Annotated in this window: 15 protein-coding genes; 9 read left to right on the top strand and 6 right to left on the bottom strand. The window is 39.5% G+C overall.

Translation table 11 applies throughout. The features are described 5' to 3' along the window. Positions 1-383: 383 nt before the first annotated feature. The 5 genes from LV83_RS14220 to LV83_RS14240 form a co-directional block, all read right to left on the bottom strand. Positions 384-1,703 (bottom strand): ABC1 kinase family protein, encoded by a 1,320-nt coding sequence (locus tag LV83_RS14220; protein WP_111612215.1) that lies wholly within the window; start codon positions 1,701-1,703, stop codon positions 384-386. Positions 1,704-1,706: 3 nt separating this feature from the next. Then, positions 1,707-2,372 carry a TetR family transcriptional regulator C-terminal domain-containing protein gene (locus LV83_RS14225; RefSeq protein WP_111612216.1) on the bottom strand — a complete coding sequence of 222 codons (666 nt, stop codon included), beginning with the start codon at positions 2,370-2,372 and terminating at the stop codon, positions 1,707-1,709. 47 nt (positions 2,373-2,419) lie between these two features. Next, complete coding sequence (locus tag LV83_RS14230; RefSeq protein ID WP_111612217.1) at positions 2,420-2,836, bottom strand: hypothetical protein; 417 nt, start codon at positions 2,834-2,836, stop codon at positions 2,420-2,422. Positions 2,837-3,020: 184 nt separating this feature from the next. Beyond that, on the bottom strand, positions 3,021-3,563 hold the full coding sequence (gene hslV, locus LV83_RS14235) for an ATP-dependent protease subunit HslV (RefSeq protein ID WP_111612218.1): 543 nt from the start codon (positions 3,561-3,563) through the stop codon (positions 3,021-3,023). A 92-nt stretch (positions 3,564-3,655) separates the two neighbouring features. After that, positions 3,656-5,320 (bottom strand): pyruvate dehydrogenase complex dihydrolipoamide acetyltransferase, encoded by a 1,665-nt coding sequence (locus LV83_RS14240; protein WP_111612219.1) that lies wholly within the window; start codon positions 5,318-5,320, stop codon positions 3,656-3,658. Positions 5,321-5,441: 121 nt separating this feature from the next. Between LV83_RS14240 and LV83_RS14245 the strand changes: the two genes are divergently transcribed. The 6 genes from LV83_RS14245 to LV83_RS14270 all read left to right on the top strand — a co-directional run bounded on the left by LV83_RS14245 (position 5,442) and on the right by LV83_RS14270 (position 10,776). After that, positions 5,442-6,401: a YheT family hydrolase gene (locus LV83_RS14245; RefSeq protein WP_111612220.1), complete on the top strand. Its 960-nt coding sequence runs from the start codon at positions 5,442-5,444 to the stop codon at positions 6,399-6,401. Positions 6,402-6,430: 29 nt separating this feature from the next. After that, entirely contained in the window at positions 6,431-7,129 is a 699-nt protein-coding gene (locus LV83_RS14250; RefSeq protein WP_111612221.1) for an SOS response-associated peptidase, read from the top strand. Between the two features lie 85 nt (positions 7,130-7,214). Further along, complete coding sequence (locus LV83_RS14255; RefSeq protein ID WP_111612222.1) at positions 7,215-8,213, top strand: 3-oxoacyl-ACP synthase III family protein; 999 nt, start codon at positions 7,215-7,217, stop codon at positions 8,211-8,213. After that, positions 8,214-8,777, top strand: coding sequence for a hypothetical protein (locus LV83_RS14260; protein ID WP_111612223.1), 564 nt, complete (start codon positions 8,214-8,216; stop codon positions 8,775-8,777). It begins immediately after the preceding gene. A 222-nt stretch (positions 8,778-8,999) separates the two neighbouring features. Continuing rightward, positions 9,000-10,568, top strand: coding sequence for a toxin-antitoxin system YwqK family antitoxin (locus LV83_RS14265; RefSeq protein ID WP_111612224.1), 1,569 nt, complete (start codon positions 9,000-9,002; stop codon positions 10,566-10,568). A gap of 46 nt (positions 10,569-10,614) precedes the next feature. Continuing rightward, on the top strand, positions 10,615-10,776 hold the full coding sequence (locus LV83_RS14270) for a Lacal_2735 family protein (protein ID WP_111612225.1): 162 nt from the start codon (positions 10,615-10,617) through the stop codon (positions 10,774-10,776). A gap of 190 nt (positions 10,777-10,966) precedes the next feature. Here LV83_RS14270 and LV83_RS14275 read toward each other — a convergent pair whose 3' ends face one another. After that, positions 10,967-11,488: a cupin domain-containing protein gene (locus tag LV83_RS14275; RefSeq protein ID WP_111612364.1), complete on the bottom strand. Its 522-nt coding sequence runs from the start codon at positions 11,486-11,488 to the stop codon at positions 10,967-10,969. 219 nt (positions 11,489-11,707) lie between these two features. On the opposite strand from LV83_RS14275, the gene LV83_RS14280 reads away from it, so the two are divergent. Genes LV83_RS14280 through LV83_RS14290 form a run of 3 tightly spaced genes read left to right on the top strand, consistent with a single transcriptional unit; the run spans position 11,708 to position 17,596 of the window. Then, positions 11,708-12,946: an ROK family transcriptional regulator gene (locus tag LV83_RS14280; protein WP_111612226.1), complete on the top strand. Its 1,239-nt coding sequence runs from the start codon at positions 11,708-11,710 to the stop codon at positions 12,944-12,946. 31 nt (positions 12,947-12,977) lie between these two features. Beyond that, positions 12,978-16,265, top strand: a complete 3,288-nt coding sequence (locus LV83_RS14285; protein WP_111612227.1) for a VCBS repeat-containing protein — start codon at positions 12,978-12,980, stop codon at positions 16,263-16,265. After that, positions 16,262-17,596, top strand: a complete 1,335-nt coding sequence (locus LV83_RS14290) for a vanadium-dependent haloperoxidase (RefSeq protein WP_111612228.1) — start codon at positions 16,262-16,264, stop codon at positions 17,594-17,596. Before LV83_RS14285 ends, LV83_RS14290 begins: the two co-directional genes overlap by 4 nt. Positions 17,597-17,637: the final 41 nt, after the last annotated feature.

The raw sequence follows: 17,637 nt of genomic DNA on the forward strand, positions 1-17,637 counted from the left end.
ATCTATTGATAAATAGACTTGTAACCTACAGCCAAAAAAATGATGGCTACTTCAAAGAAAAATCAAAAAAATTATACTTTTTCTGGAAAAATTTTTACGGCATTTTAATCCTAACAATTTACTTATATTCATTTTTCATCAGGATCGACTAAAAGTCCAATAAAGAAAACACTTTCTTGTATATATCTGAAATAGAACAGACTATATTCTATCTAATAGTTTTATCAGTTAGATAATATAATTTGATTCTTTTTTAGAATTCTTGAATGATAAGATTTTAACTTTTTTAGCAAATAAAAATTCGCTTTTTCCCATAAAATATAAAATTCGTCCCTTTCGGGACTATAAATCAGCCAGAACTGCATTCCTAAAGATAGAACGAGTTACTTCAGCCAATCTGGCTTAGTGGTAACTACTTCGGCTTGTAGCTGATTTAGCAGATTGTACAAGCCGAAATAGGTTCGGTTGACATATAATCCATGTCTAGAACCTCTGGCCTGCCTTGATTTTTTGAACATCTTATCGTTTGAAATACGATCTCCCAAAGCAAATATTTTCTCAAAAAAACCGTCATCTGAAAAATCAAATTTATCAACATGGAAAGGCTTGCCTAACAGAGAAATCATTTCTCTAAAGACAGATTTAAAATAAAGCTGCTCTTCAGGACTGTCCTTTTCCGATATAAAATCCAAATCGAAGAAAACCTGATCAAGCTCACTATTGTTGATCAACAAATCCTTTTTGATTAGTGCAAAATAGCCTTGATAGAAATCCTCAGGTATGATTTTAACGCAACCAAAGTCTATAATTCCCAACTGATCATTTTCTTGAATAATAAAATTACCAGGGTGTGGATCTGCGTGAACTTGCTTTAGGTTATGTACCTGATGGTGATAAAACTCCCAAAGTGCCTGTCCGATTTGATTTCTAGATTCTTGACTTGGGTTGGTTGCCAGCCATTCTTTCATGTGCGCACCTTCGATCCAATCCATGGTGATGATCCGATCAGCACTTAATTCATCGTAATAAACAGGGAATTTTAAATTAGGAATATGGCTACATTCTCCGGAAATCTCTCTGGAGCGCATCACTTCCAACACATAATCTGTCTCTTCAATAAGCTTCTCCTCCACCTCTTCCATATAATGATCAAGTTCTTTCTCATTCATATTCAAAATCCGCAAAGCAAATGGCCTTACCAGTTTCAAATCTGAACTCACCGAATCTGCTATACCAGGGTACTGGATTTTTACAGCTAGCTTTTTATCTCCAAGCGTAGCTTGATGAACTTGCCCAATGGAAGCTGCATTTACAGCGGAACGGGTAAACGTATCAAAAACCTGATCTGGAGATTTGCTAAAATATTTCTGAAAAGTCTTTACCACCAAAGGGTAAGAGAGTGGCGGAGCAGAATACTGCGCCATGGTGAATTTATCCTGATAGGCCCGCGGCAAAAGATTCTTATCCATGGACATCATCTGTGCTACTTTCAGCGCAGAGCCTTTGAGCTGACTGAGCGAAGAGTAAATGTCAGTTGCATTATTCTGATGCAGTTCCTCCCTGTCCATGCTTGGATTCACCATTTTCTTAGCGTAATGCTTCACATAGTTGCCTCCTACTTTTGCTCCAGTAGAAATGAATTTGGCAGCACGCTGCACTTTTGAGACAGGGATTGCCTGTTGCTCATTTAAGTTTTCTGTCATGGCTTATTTAGACTGATACATGAATTTTGCAAAATCAAGAAATGAATCCAGTGCGCTTTTACCCATTAGGTCAAAAGCTAAATTCACTGATTTCTCAATTGCCGCATCGGTTTTTTCAAATCTTGGGGATCTATCATCCAGCCAATAGCGAAACACAAACCCGACTTGAATCCAGAGCGCTTCATCATATCGGTCTGAAATCACCGGCCGACTTGCGATTTCTTCGGTCTCCTTCCCTTCTAATATTATTTCACTTACGAAACCCTTGAACTTCTCCTTGAATTCGGAGGATTCTTTGGGTAAAGCCATAGCTGACTTTGCCTTATTCTCGTACATACTCAATAAATAAGACCTGTTTTTCTTCAAGACTTCAATCCAGGTAAACAGAAAGCTCAAAAACTTCTCACGAGCAGAATACTCTTCGAAAACACCTTGTTTTTCAATATCTGCGAGAGTTTCATCAAAAATATCCACCAAAATCGTTGACTTGATTGCATCAAAAGATGTGAAGTAAGTATAAAACTCCTCCTCCTTCATCTTCAAATCCTTTGCAAACTTGAAAACTGACTTGGGTAATTCACCATGCTCAAGCACATGGTTTTTAAATCCATCCAAAATCACCATTCTATAATCTTTTTTGGTTGTCTTCTTAACAGTGGTAGATTCCATAGTAATTCATATTTACTACTCAGTAACAGTCAAGAGGCACAACAGGTTTAGAAAAAGTGAAAAACATTTGGATGTTCATTGATTATGAACTTTAGATATAAGATAGGGTGAGCAAACAATCTTTGATAAAAATAAGAGCCATGCAGGACAAACTCAAGATTATTCATCGCTGCAAGATTCAATTTTGAGTTGAAACCTATAAACTTCCAGCTCTGAGCCTGAAACTTTAGGATAAAAGCCTCGACATTTATACTCTGAGCCTGAAACTTTAGGATAATAGCCTCAACATTTATACTCTGAGCCTGAATCTTCAGGATAATAGCCTCAACATTTATACTCTGAGCCTGAAACTTTAGGATAATAGCCTCAACATTTATACTCAAAGCCTGAAGCTTCAGGATAATAACCTCAATGTTTATACTCAGAAGCTGAATCTTAAGGATAATAGCCTGAACTTGTACCAATAGCCTAGGAATACCGAACTTGCAGTATTTTCAATCAGCTATTCAGCTATTCGAGACTTGTAATCTCACTGAATCTAAAAACAATACATCCAATTCGCAATCATAATGCATAGCGCTTATTCTCCACCTATAAAAAAAACCGAAGTGATTAGCTTCGGTTTGATACTCAATTCTATATACGGCTTTAGCCAGAGACTTTTTCTATCACTAAGTTGTGATTAGTATATATACAGATATCAGCGGCGATATTCAGGCTTTCTCTTACCATTTCTTCAGCGGTCATTTGCGGAGCAAACTGCTTCATCGCTCTAGCAGCTGACTGGGCATACATGCTTCCAGATCCGATGGTAGCTATTTCCATATCCGGTTCGATCACGTCGCCGTTTCCAGAAATAATCAAAATATCATCGGCGTCTGCCACAATCATCATGGCTTCCAGCTTAGAAAGCATCCGGTCCGTTCTCCACTCTTTAGCAAGCTCTACGGCTGAACGCTTCATATTATTTCCAAATGCTCCAAGCTTCTCTTCGAATTTCTCTAAAAGTGTAAAAGCATCAGCTGTGGATCCTGCAAATCCAGTAACAATTTTACCTCCCTGCAATATTCGCAATTTCTTTACGCTGCTTTTCGCTACGGTATTACCCAAAGTTGCCTGCCCATCGGCTCCTATTACAACTTCTCCGTTATGTCTAATTGCAACTACAGTTGTTGATTTAATTTTTGTCATGTCTGTGGTTATTGTGTGTTGGGTACTTACCAATAAACGTACAAAAAGCAAAAAGTCCTGAAATCAGGACTTTTTGGCAGTTTATAGTTTTCTTAAACCAGTATTCTAACTGGATCTTCGAGTAAGCTTTTCAATGTAATCAAGAAGGCAGCTCCAATAGAACCATCTACCACTCGGTGGTCGCAAGATAAAGTCACCTTCATCACGTTACCAACTTGCATCTGACCATCTTTCACGATGACAGTTTCTTTGATGCCTCCTACAGCTAGGATACATGCATCAGGTGGATTGATGATCGCTGTGAATTCATCCACTCCGAACATACCCAAGTTAGAAATGGTAAAGGTATTTCCTTCCCAATCCTTAGGTTGCAATTCTTTATTTTTTGCTCTTCCGCCAAGGCTTTTCGCCTGAGTAGAAATCTGAGAAAGTGAAAGACTGTCTGCAAACCGGATCACTGGAACCAGCAATCCCTCATCCACAGCCACTGCCATACCGATATGTATATGGTCATTATATCTGATCTTATCACCTAACCAGCTAGAGTTCACTTTAGGATGCTGACGCAAAGCTGCTGCTGTAGCTTTGATCACCATATCGTTAAAGGAAATCTTCACCGGAGCGATTTCATTCATGCTTTTTCTAGCTTCGATCGCTTTGTCCATGTTGATTTCCATGGTCACGTAGAAGTGAGGCGCGCCAAACTTGCTCTCTGCAAGTCTCTTAGCGATCACTTTTCTCATCTGAGAAACTTTCTCCTCTTTGAAGCTTTCTACACCAAGTCCTGGAGCAGCAGTACCAACAGCTTCACCTCCTTGAGGAGCAGCAGCAGGCACAAAGTTCTCTACATCTCTCTTCACGATTCTTCCACCGTCACCTGAACCACTGACTGTACGAATGTCTATACCTTTATCTTCAGCCATTTTCTTAGCTAAAGGTGAAGCTTTCAATCTATCGCCATCTGCAGTAGTGGCAGGAGCACTGCTTGTAGAAGATTCTGATTTAGCCTTTGGGGCTTCTTCCTTCTTCTCTTCTTTAGCTGGTTCAGATTTAGCTTCTGCAGGCGCTTCGGATGATTCAGCTTTTTGAGCTTTCAACAGGGTCTCGTAATCGGCACCTTTTTCACCGATCACAGCAATCACTCCATCCACAGCCACACTATCTCCAGCTTCCACTCCTATATATAGCAATGTTCCATCGTCGTAAGACTCAAGTTCCATCGTCGCTTTATCCGTTTCTACTTCTGCGATTATTTCACCGGATTTCACTTCATCTCCAACTTTCTTCAACCAAGATGCAATCGTGCCCTCTTGCATGGTATCAGACATCTTCGGCATGGTGATCACCATTGCATTGATATCTGAAGTATCAATTTTCTTAGCTGGAGCTTCGGATTTTTCAGAGCCAGCTTTTTTATCTTTCTCTTCTGACTCCTCCTCCTTTTCTTCTGTCTTAGGAGCTTCTTTTTTGTCTGATGTAGAATCTTCACCACCGTCAAGAAGGTGCTGGTAGTCCTCACCTTTCTCTCCGATCACAGCGATCACGCCATTCACAGGCACTGCATCTTTCTCTTTAACTCCAATATATAAAAGCACACCCTCGTCGTAGGATTCAAGCTCCATCGTTGCTTTGTCGGTCTCCACTTCAGCCAGGATATCACCCGGTTTCACTGAATCTCCAACTTTTTTCAACCATGCAGCAATCACACCTTCTTCCATGGTGTCGCTCATTTTAGGCATTCTTATTATTTCGGCCATAGGTTATTCCGCGCTAGTTCGTTTTTAAAGTGTCCAAAAATAGTTTTTATAATGGCTTTAATCAAATTTAAAACTAGTAATTTCCCCAAGCATTTCAGCCTTCAAACCCTATCTCCCTGATATGCCATTATTAGAAAACTCCACCTACACCAGACCCAAGTGGCTGTTTAGCGCACACTTAGAAACTATTTACCCATCACTTTTCAGGAAGGTTTTAGCCCCTAATCCAGTTAAAGAGAGAATTTTAACTTCTGACGGTGACTTTCTTGATTTGGATTGGTACCGCCAAAACAAGTCGAAATTAGTCATAATCAGTCATGGTCTGGAAGGCAATAGCACTAGAGCTTACATGCTTGGGATGGTTAATACTTTTCTGGGAAAAGGCTACGATGTGCTTACCTGGAATTTTCGAAGCTGTAGCGACGAGATGAATAAGCAGGTGATTTTCTATCACTCTGGTGCCACGTATGACCTGGATCTGGTAGTAAAACATGGCTATGATTCTTATGAAGAAATTAACCTAGTTGGATTTAGTTTAGGTGGAAACCTGACGCTGAAATATCTGGGAGAAAAAGGAAATAGCCTTCCTAAAATTCATCGAGGTGTAGCCATTTCTGTACCGCTGCATTTAGGAAGTTCTTCCAGAAAAATCTCTGAAACAGAAAACACCTTATACTCCAAGCGCTTTTTGCGAAGCTTGAAAAAGAAAGTAATAGAAAAATCCGCAGCTCACCCGGGTCAAATCCCAGTAGAAACCCTAAGAAATATTAAAACTTTGGCTGATTTTGATGATTTTTTTACCGGACCACTTCACGGCTTTGCAGATGCCGAAGAATACTACGAAGTCAATTCCTCTTTGTATTTTCTAGATCAGATAAAAGTCCCAACATTGGTCTTAAACGCATTAAATGACCCTTTTCTAAGTGAAAAATGCTTCCCGACAAATCTCGCTAAATCGCTTGATCAGGTCCATTTCGAATTCCCAAAACATGGAGGTCATGTGGGGTTTTCTCCTGAAAACTCATCAAAACCTTATTATTCGGAACGACGGGCAGTTGAATTTATAAGCGCTGTTATCTAACTTCCTGCCAATTACAGCAATATAAAATTATGTGTGGACGATATTCCCTAAGCAAAAGCAAAGAAGAACTTGAAGAGAGATTTAAAGCAGAAATGCTGACTGATCTAAAACCAAGATATAACATCGCTCCAACTCAATTAGTCCCTGTAATTACCTCCCAGAGCCCGAAAGGATTTTCCTATTTCTATTGGGGAATCACGCCGGAATTTGGCAAAAACAGACCTGTGGCGCAGAAGCTCATCAATGCCAAAGCTGAAACGGTAAATGAAAAAATTTCTTTCAAAACAGCCTTCAGACAACGCAGATGCATTATTCCAGCAGATGGCTTTTACGAATGGAAGCGACTTGGGAAGAAAACCTCCGTTCCATACAGATTTACTTTACGCGAAGACGAGCTATTTTCTTTTGCAGGAATCTGGGAGGAATATGAGTCAGCGAATGGAGAAACTCAGCATACTTTTTTGATCCTGACCACCTCTCCTAATTCTGTAGTCTCTGAAATTCATGATAGAATGCCTGTCATCTTAGATAGAGATGCCGAAAAAAAATGGCTGGATAGTTACGCTGCTGAAGAAGAGCTTTTGACCATGTTAAAACCTTATTCTGCTGATTCTATGTTGGGCTTTACAGTTTCACCCTTAGTGAATTCCGTTCAAAATGATAGTCCAGCTGTCATCCGTAAGACCTCCCCTATGGATCAGCATGGAAATTATACGCTGTTTGGTTAATTCTACCGCTAATCCTTCTCGCCTTTGCTAGAGTAAATTGATCTCGCGATATTGTCATTCAATTTTATGAATAACCCAAATTGACATGCAAAAATCGAGGATTTTAGGAGTCGGCCACTATGTACCAAAGCGAAGTGTGACCAATCATGAACTTTCTGAGATGATGAACACGAATAATGAGTGGATCGTCGAACGAACGGGGATAGAATCTCGCCACTGGTTTACTCCAGGGGTAGACACAGTCACTAGCATGTCAAAAGAGGCCTCAATAATGGCCATGGACAGAGCTGGAGTTCAGGCTTCTGAGATTGATTTTATTGTTTTTGCCACCATCACTCCTGATTATTTCATTCCTGGAAATGGAGTCTTACTCCAGCGTGAATTAGGACTAGGAACTATAGGAGCTCTAGATATCCGAAACGCCTGTTCTGGATTCATCTATGCACTTTCCATTGCTGACCAGTTCATCAAAACTGGGATGTACAAAAAAATCCTGGTTGTCGGTGCTGAGATCCAATCTTCCGCTTTGGACAAAAGTGACGAAGGTCGCTCTAGTTCAGTCATTTTCGCGGATGGAGCCGGTGCTGCAGTCCTTGGTGCTGCAGAATCTGACCAACCGGGAATTCTAAGTACACACTTACATTCCCAAGGGGAGCATGCAGAGGAATTATATTGCAAAGATCCTGGAAGTAGTCGAGAGGTCAGGATATCTCCGGAACTGATCGAATCTGGAAGTTTTTTTCTCAAAATGAATGGAAATGCTGTTTTCAAGCATGCTGTAGTGAGATTCATGGAAGTGATCAAAGAAGCCCTTGATGCAAATCAGCTGGATCAATCCGCAATTGATTTACTCGTTCCACATCAAGCCAATCTTCGGATCAGCCAATACATTCAAAAGCAGCTGGGTCTGCCTGACGAAAAGGTTTTCAACAACATCATGGATAAAGGAAATACTACGGCAGCCACTATCCCTATTGCGCTTAGCGAAGCATGGGAACAGGGCAAAATCAAGGAAGGAGATTTGATTTGTCTTGCCGCCTTTGGGTCTGGATTCACTTGGGCTTCGGCATTACTCCAATGGTAAATGGCGGAAAATCCGAATGAAATAGACTTGCAACTTTGGCTTGACCGAGAGGTAATCCCACGCCAAAATAGGTTAAAAGCTAAATTCTGGAATATCCTCTCTGATATAGGTAACGCAATAGACTCAGAAGACCTGGTCAAAATTCATTCTAGCAGTCGCGGTGTCAAACTATCCAAAGGAAATAACCTACTAGGATTCCCTTACCACGTTTTGGATTTAATTAGAGATTTTGATCAAGATAACGGGCTAAACATTCGCCTGCTAAACTGGTTTGGACATGGTATTTTCCTATTTATATTGATAGGTAATAAACACCCAAAAGCGCCTTTAAATCAACTGAAAAGTGAGAATTGGCTGTTTGACTTATCAGAAACACCATGGGATTATCCAGAAATCCTTTTGAATTTTGCAGCGACTAATACGCCTACGGAAAATGAAATAGCAAATTCATCGTTTTATCAATGGCACAAACCAATTCCTATTAAGTCTGCCTCAGAAATTAAGACCAGAATTTTGGATGAACTAAAAAATCTGAATTACTTACTCTTGGAAAAAATGGGATAAAGCTGGAATTAACTTATTTTTAAACAGGAATGAAGATCCTTCGTAAACTATTCAGATTATCCTTTTGAAAGATTTCAACTAACCCATGGAATCTAGACGAAATAAAAACCATATGAAATCGAGCATAATACAAGCTTCACCTAAAAAGCAGATTATCAACCTTGCGAGATTCCATAGCCTGCCCCGACTAGTCGGGGTGGCCTTAAAAAAAAATACAAACACATGAAATACATCCTAATCGCAATAATCCTTTTCAGCACGCCAGTATTGGCCCAAGAAAGCTCTATGGTCCGGCAATATAATTCTGACTCTACGCTGATGGCTACAGGTATTGTTACTAATTCATTGCGAGAAGGATTATGGAAATATTATAATCCTAAAACAAATGTCTTACTCACTGAAGGAACCTTTAAAAATGGGGTCAGAGAAGGTAGTTGGACCAGTTTTTACCCAGATGGTAAAAGAAAAGTAGTAGCAGAATATAAAGACGGGATACTTTTTGGGCCTTCTAAACTTTATGATGCAGATGGAGCATTAAAGAAAGAGATGATTTTTCAGGACTCAGTTATTGTGGGTAAGTATATAGAATATTTCGGCAAAACTGGAGTGCCAGATTACATAGATGCAACTCAAATATCACTAGAAGGCCAATATATAAACAGCAAAAAAACTGGTCAGTGGGTACAATATTATGACTTTGGTGAGGTAGCTACCAGAGAATTCTATGTAAATGGAGTGAAAGAAGGACCATTTTTAGAGTATGACCCAGAAGGTGTCCTAGTCACCGAGGCTTTATATAAGCAAGGGGAATTAGATGGAACATTTAAGAGATTTACTTACCCAAATCTGATAGTTGAGGAAGGCAATTATAATAATGGTAAGAAAGTAGGGGAATGGGTTCGATATTTCCCAGGAACCAAAACCAAAGAATCAGAAGAGTATTATGACGAAAATGGCAATCGCGTTGGGACTTGGAAATATTATTATGAAAACCAACGACTTGCGAGAATTGAGAAATATGAAAATGGAATTGCTGTAGGAACGTGGGAAGAGTATTTTCCTAACAAATCAATAGCAAAACGTAAAACCTACGAACTCGGAGTTCCCGTCGGTGAATACGTAGAATATCACAGTTCAGGACAAGTTTCAGTTTCAGGGCAATACGCTAACGGCATGAAGACGGGTGTTTGGAAGAATTATTTCCCAGATGGAGAGATTTACTCTATAGGAGAATATCGAAATGACTTAAAAACAGGTCTTTGGAAATATTTCAATAAGATTGGAATTCTTGTTGGAGAGGGAGAATATAGTTTAGGACTGGAAGATGGGCAGTGGGTGTATTATTACGATGGTGGGCAACTTAAATCTGTAGGTAGTTACAATATTGGCTTTGAAGATGGTATTTGGGGTCTATTTTATGACAATAAACAACTTACTCAAGAAGAATTTTGGGACAATGGTCGCCTGATGAATGTAAGTGACTATAATACGTATGAGGGGAGCTCGACCCTTGACAAAGGCACGCTGAAAGACGGCAACGGCACCAGGATTACCTACTATGTAACTGGCAAGAAAGAATCCGAAGGAAATTATGTTTTAGGTAAGGCGGACGGAACTTGGGTTTTCTACCATGAAAATGGCAGGAAAGCTTCCGAAGGTCAAATGAAAGATGGTAGAAAGGAAGGACCATGGAGGTACTATAATCCTGCTGGACGCTTAGAAGATTTAATTAACTACAAAAACGATGAGATTCAGGAAGAGCCATTAAACAGTTTGCTCAATTTCAACTAATGGAAAACATTGTTGAAAATTCAGAGTTTCTATACTAAAACTCATCATGTTTGGATTATTTAATAAGAAATCAGAGAAAGAAAAACTACAGGAAGCTTATTCTAAAAAACTTGCTGAGGTGCACAAAGCATCACAAGTAAATAGAAAGGAAGCTGATCGCTTGGCTGCAGAAGCTGAAGAAATAGCAAAAAAAATAGATTCCCTATAGAAAGCTATTCATAAAACACTGACTACTTATAAAATACAATAGTTTAAAGTTCAGGCATTTAGAAAAAAGATCAATCATTCTATAGGCTAGTCCTGTAGGATTATTAATGACTAGAAGTTTATCTCAGGGTGACTGAGCAACAGACGGAAACTTTAAAGCTTTTTAAGCTCGGACTAAAATCCGAGCTTTTTTATTTTCTAGCATAATCATCTTCCACTCTCACAATATCCTCTTCACTTGACGGGGTTTGAGGATCTGTATGCATCCAAATTTCTGCAACTATCCCCCATGAATCCAATCCAACCAATCGATGCCTTTCGCCTTGTGCTAGGAAAATAGTCTCTCCAAGATCCATTTTCTCCAGTTTGCCAAGTTCATCTGTTGGACTCCTTACTATACCGGCCTCTCCATCAATAAGCTTCCAGATTTCAGCTCTACGATGATGGTACTGCCATGAAAGCCGAGCTCCAGGAGCTACCAATAGCAATTTCGGACTTAGTTTCTGTGTTAATTGAAGTTCAGAAAATTCAACGTCTTCGAAAAACATTGCTGCAAATTCTCGAATTTGTTTTTCATCCAATGCAAAAAAACCGCCCCAAGGCCTTTTATCATCTTTAACTCCAATTCTGAAACCTTTTACCTCCAAAAAGTCCTCTACTTTTTGAAATACCTCATTTTCATTTAGTTGGCTATTCTTATCAAGTAAATCCATATCTGTTTTAAAAATGTGAAGGTCAAAAATAATTAATTCAGAGAGAAAACGCATTCCTTAAAAAAAATATCACATTTCGAATCTTTTGCAAAAAAACCATAACCAAACCACCTAGAATTGGGCGATATCACGACTTACAATCTACCGTTAACTTATTTTTTTAAAAAAGTACTTTTTTGAAACTAGAAAATTGCCGTAATTCAGGCATAACTTACACCTATGCACCTAATAAATCCGCAAGAGATAATCCAGAAAATGGAAGGAGTGGTAGAAATAAAAAGCTACCTAAACAAAATTAAGATTATTAAAAACCTGTATACAAAGGGTGCAAATACAGCCAGCGAAATATGTGCTGAAGTCGGAATCTCCCTGCCTACTGTCAATTCACTGCTTGGTGATTTGATTACCAGTGGAGAAGTTATCAAACAGGGACGCGCGGAATCACAAGGTGGACGTAAACCAGACTTATATAGATTGGCTCCTGATGCCTTCTATGTACTTTCTGTCGATCTATCAAAGTTCAACATGAATCTTGCGCTTTACTCCTGCAATCAAACCCTCACTACCACGAAAGAAAGTCATAGAATAAGCTTAGACAACGAAAAGGAAACATTTGATCGCATATGTACTTTTATAGAAGCATACCTCGAAAAGACAGGTATTCCAGCTCATAAAGTTATTGCAATGGGTTTTTCTATGCCAGGCTTAACAGATTCGGTTGGTGGTGTGAACTATACGTATTTAAGGTTTGGGAATAAAACCCTATTAGAAAACCTTGAATCTAGATTTTCTAAGAAAATATTTCTTGAGAATGATGCCCGAGCAATGACGCTAGCAGAATATAAATTTGCAACAGATCGAAGTCATAAGAATGTTCTTGGCCTTTTTATAGGCTGGGGAATCGGACTGGGAATCATCATTGACGGAAAATTATATCAAGGAGCATCAGGTTTCGCTGGAGAATTTAGCCATTCTCCGATCTTTGAATCTAGAGATGTCACCTGCATATGTGGCAAAAAAGGTTGCTTGGAGGCAGTAGCCTCAGGTACAGCTATTGTGAAAATGGCTGAAGAAGCTATCAAGCTGGACAAAGACAGTATACTGGCCAGAATGGCTAGAAATCACGAAGGTGATATCATGCCAAATCTTGTGGTAGATGCAGCCTTGTCAGGTGATCAAAGAGCAATTACCATCCTTTCCGAAGCAGGTTTGGACTTAGGCAGAGGCATTTCCATGCTTATTCAAGTTCTAAACCCCGAATTAATAATAATAGGTGGATCAGTTGCAGAAGCAAATCAATATTTAATTACTCCAATTCAACAGGCTTTAAATATTTACAGTATGGCTAAGTCACGTGAAAAGTCTAAGATCGCCCTATATCAACTAGGGGAAGATGTTGGTCTTTTAGGTGGAGTCGCCGTTGTAAACGAAAAACTATTCGAAGATGTAATCAATTGATTGGAGCTTAACTTCGAAGTTGTAAACGCGCATGAATTTCCTTCATAAATCTAAGACAGTCTTATTACTGACTTTAGGGTCTTTCATATTTCTTAAACCAGTCGTCCTTCTTCAAGCTCAATCTTCTTCCCCCAATTTTGAAAAGATCTCCAATAAAAAATCTGGGATTACTTTCAAAAACGAGCTGAAAGAGGATGAAAAGAACAATATTCTGCGCTACGAATACTTCTACAATGGCGGTGGAGTAGCTGTAGGGGACTTGGATAATGATGGCTTGGAAGACCTATTTTTCACAGCAAATATGAGTTCCAATAAGGTTTACCGTAATCTGGGTAATTGGAAATTTGACGACAAAACCAAATCAGCTGGAGTGGGTGGAAAGGATGTTTGGACTACTGGAGTCAGTATGGCAGATGTCAACGGAGATGGCCTATTGGACATTTATGTCTGCTATTCTGGCAAGGGAAATCCAGATTCTAGAGGAAATGAACTCTGGATCAATCAAGGCAATTTTACTTTTTCGGACGAAGCAGAGGCTTATGGACTTGCAGATCCTTCAAATAGCACTCAAGCCTTATTTTTTGATTTTGACCGGGACGGTGATCTCGATATGTATTTATTGAATCACCACATTGAAGCTATTAATGAACTTGAATTTAGTGAGGTTAAAACTGTTAGACACCCTTATGCAGGGGATAAGCTTTTTAGAAATGACAATGGTAAATTCATAGATGTAAGTGAACAGGCAGGTATTCAGGGCTCTGCTTTAGGTTTTGGATTGGGCGTAGTTTCCTCAGACATCAATCAAGATGGCTGGCCTGATATCCTGATTACTAATGACTACATAGAGCCGGATTATCTTTATATCAATAATGGTGATGGTACATTTACCGACCGAATGAAGGAGTACTTCCAGCATATATCGCACTTTTCTATGGGGGCTGACATTTCGGATATCAATAATGATGGGAGACCGGATATCTATACCTTAGATATGCTTCCAAAGGACAATGAGCGCCAAAAACTACTTTATGGACCAGAAAACTACGAGCAATATGCCTTGATGATAAAGGAAGGCTTTTACCATCAAAGTATGCGAAACATGCTCCAACTGAGTCAAGGCGATGGATTATTTGCCGAGGTGGGTCAACTTGCGAAAATTTCAAACAGTGATTGGAGTTGGTCAGCTTTGTTTTTTGATGCAACAAACAATGGTAAAAAGGACCTTTTTATAACCAATGGCTACTACCGAGACTATACCAATCGAGACTTTCTGAAGTACAAAGGAGATTACTATTTCAAGCAGGCAATTGCCAATGAGAAAGCAGATACGCTACACCTGGTCACCACGATGACCTCCACTCCTATTCATAATTACATTTTTGAAAATACCGGAGAACTAAATTTCGTTGATAGATCAATGGAATGGGGATTCGAAGAAAAGGGCTTTTCGAGTGGAGCAGTTTATGCAGACCTGGACAATGATGGTGACCTCGATTTGGTAGTCAATAACTTAAATGAGCAAGCTTCTGTTTATGAGAATGTTAGTCCTTCGAAAAATTGGTTACAAATTTCTTTAAAAGACAACTCTTTAAACTCGTTTGCTTTAGGAGCAAAAGCTGAACTATACACAGGTGATGAAAATCAAACTTTAGAAGAACAACCCGTCAGAGGGTTTCAATCTTCAGTCAGCCCTAGACTTCAATTTGGGTTAGGCGAACTCTCAACCATTCCTTCTATCCAAATTATCTGGCCTGATGGCACTCAACAATTCCTTGAAAATATACCATCCAATCAGCATCTAACCATTGAAAAAGAAAGTTCTCAAGGAGCACAAGCCTCCACAAAACCTTCTCCTGTCCTGGATAAAAGCAACTTTGCACCAGAATACACCCCTGAGCCAAATCAATACAATGACTTCAAGCGTCAGCCGCTGATGCTCACTATGCCGAGCTACATCAGTCCAATTTTATCCCAAGGAGACGTGAATGGAGACGGCAATCCTGAGCTATTTATTGGCGGATCAAAAGGACAACCTGGCAAAATGATTTCCTATGAAAATGGTACTTGGAAGGACTATACCGGCTTCAGATCTTCTAATGAATTTACCGATGCTGTCGCAATTTTTGAGGATTTTAATGGAGATGGAAAGCAAGACCTATTCATAGCCAGTGGCGGATATCATGACTATTTAGGTTCGGATGAAGCCCTTCAGGATAGACTTTATTTGAATGATGGACTGGGTAATTTGACTAGACAATCTTCATATCCAGCTTATACATTTAGCACAGGAACTGCCCAGGCTTTTGATGCAAATGGAGATGGAAACTTGGATCTATTTGTGGGCGCTAGACTTATCCCTGGCCGATATCCAATTATCCCCGCAAGTAAATTGCTCATCAATGATGGTCAAGGAAATTTCACCGATCAGACTCTTGAATATTTACCTAATGAAGGAAAGATAGGATTAATCACCTCCTCAGAGTTATTTGATTTGAATTCGGATGGCAAAATGGATCTGATTCTTGCTGGAGAATATATGCCGATCACCGTTTTACTAAATACTGGGCTAAGATTCGAAAACCAAACCTCAACTTATTTCAATTCAGATCTTTCAGGCTGGTGGAACACACTATCCAAAGCAGATATTGACAATGATGGAGACATGGATTTGATCGCTGGGAATTTTGGTTTAAACTCACAATTTGAAGCGAATGAAAATAAAAAGCTTCGATTGTATGCCGCTGATTTCGATCAAAATGGATCAATCGATCCTATTCTGGAGTGCTTCGTGGGAGACAAAATGTATCCATATCCAAGTCGTGATGAACTGCTAGATCAAATGGCAAGTATGAGAAGTCGGTTCACGGATTACGCTTCCTACTCCAAAGCGACAATGACTGATCTTTTTACCATGAAGGAGTTAGAAAGCTCCCAAATTCTGGAAGCAAACACCTTAGAATCAGTAATTTTAGAAAACACAGGTAATGGATTCAAGGTCAAATCATTACCTAGAATTGCACAATCATTTCCTGTCTTTAGCATTCTACCTATAGACTTGAATCAGGATGGAAATATGGATTTGATTTTAGGAGGTAATCAATCTTATACTCGCATACGCATTGGATTAATGGATGCTGGGCTAGGTTTAGTACTAATTGGTGATGGCAAAGGAAACTTCTCCCCATTAAGTCCTGCCGAATCTGGCTTAGCCATAAAAGGAGATATAAAATCTATTTTGCCATTCAAAACGTCCAAAGAAACGCAACTTCTTTTTGGAATCAATCAGGAACCTTTGGTAAGCTATAAAATCAGATGAGTCGATATTTAAAAAAATCCTTTAGCCTGATCATACTCATTTGCTTGGTGATAAGTAATTCACTGGGGAAGCCAAAGGATATCAACTGGCCGAGAATGTACACTCAAGAACTCTTTCACATCACCGAAGTGATGGTGACTGATGTGGCGAGCCCTCCTGTAGCAGCCAGAATTTATGCCTATTCCAACCTCGCTGCATACCTGATTTCAAAGGAATCCGGTAAAAGGTTTGAAAACCAGAATATTTTAGATCAAACTTACTTAGCAGATTATGATTGGGGAATTACCGATCCGGAAATTAGTTCTCCAGAGTTTGCAGCTATCTACGCGCTGCTGAAAGTCGGTGAATCCATTATGCCTTCTGGGTATCTGTTGAAAGAAAAACAGGAAGAGTGGGTTGAAACTGCATTAAAAGCAAAAATCATCAATAAGAAGTCGCTTCAAGCACATATTGATTACGCATCCTCAGTTGCAAAAAAAGTAATGGATGTAGCTAAAAAAGATGGATACCTACAACTTTCTACGCTGACTAGATACACTCCTCAAGAGGGAGAAGGTTTTTGGTACCCAACTCCGCCTGCCTACATCGCTGCGGTAGAACCAGAATGGGAAACAATTAAACCCTTTTTCATTCAAAATCTGGAAGAGTTTAAACCCGCTCCTATGGCTCCATTCGACATGAATGAGGGTAGCTCTTTCCACACTCAACTGATGGAGGTCTATACCGTCACCAAAGAACTTGACGAAGAAAGAAAACTGATTGCCAACTTTTGGGATTGCAATCCATTCAAAGTTCAATTTTCAGGACATATGGCCATTGGCGTAAAAAAAATATCTCCAGGTGGACATTGGATCGGTATTACGGGTATTGCTGCGCAAAAAGCTGAGCTATCATTTGCAGAGACAGCATATGTGCATGCACTAGTCGGGATGACTCTCCATGATGCGTTTATTTCCTGTTGGAAAGCCAAATACGACACCGATAGAATTCGACCTGAAACTGTAATCAATCAAAAACTAGATCAACGCTGGAGACCACTTTTGCAGACACCTCCATTTCCAGAATATACCTCGGGACACTCCGTCATCAGTAGGGCATCGGCTGTAGTTTTAACCGGATATTTCGGAGATAATTTTGATTTTATAGACAGCTCGGAAACCTACTTTGGCTTACCGGAAAGGCCTTTTCCATCCTTTCTTTATGCTTCAGAGGAAGCCGCTATTTCCAGACTTTATGGTGGAATTCATTTTCGAGATGCCATAGAAGAGGGCGTTAAGCAAGGTGAAAAAATCGGAGAAATGATATGGGAAAAAGTAGGTAGACAACCTTAAAACCAAGTTAACACATTAACCTTAAAGCGATAGAATAGATT

This window comes from Algoriphagus yeomjeoni (assembly GCF_003259505.1).
Taxonomy (GTDB): domain Bacteria; phylum Bacteroidota; class Bacteroidia; order Cytophagales; family Cyclobacteriaceae; genus Algoriphagus; species Algoriphagus yeomjeoni.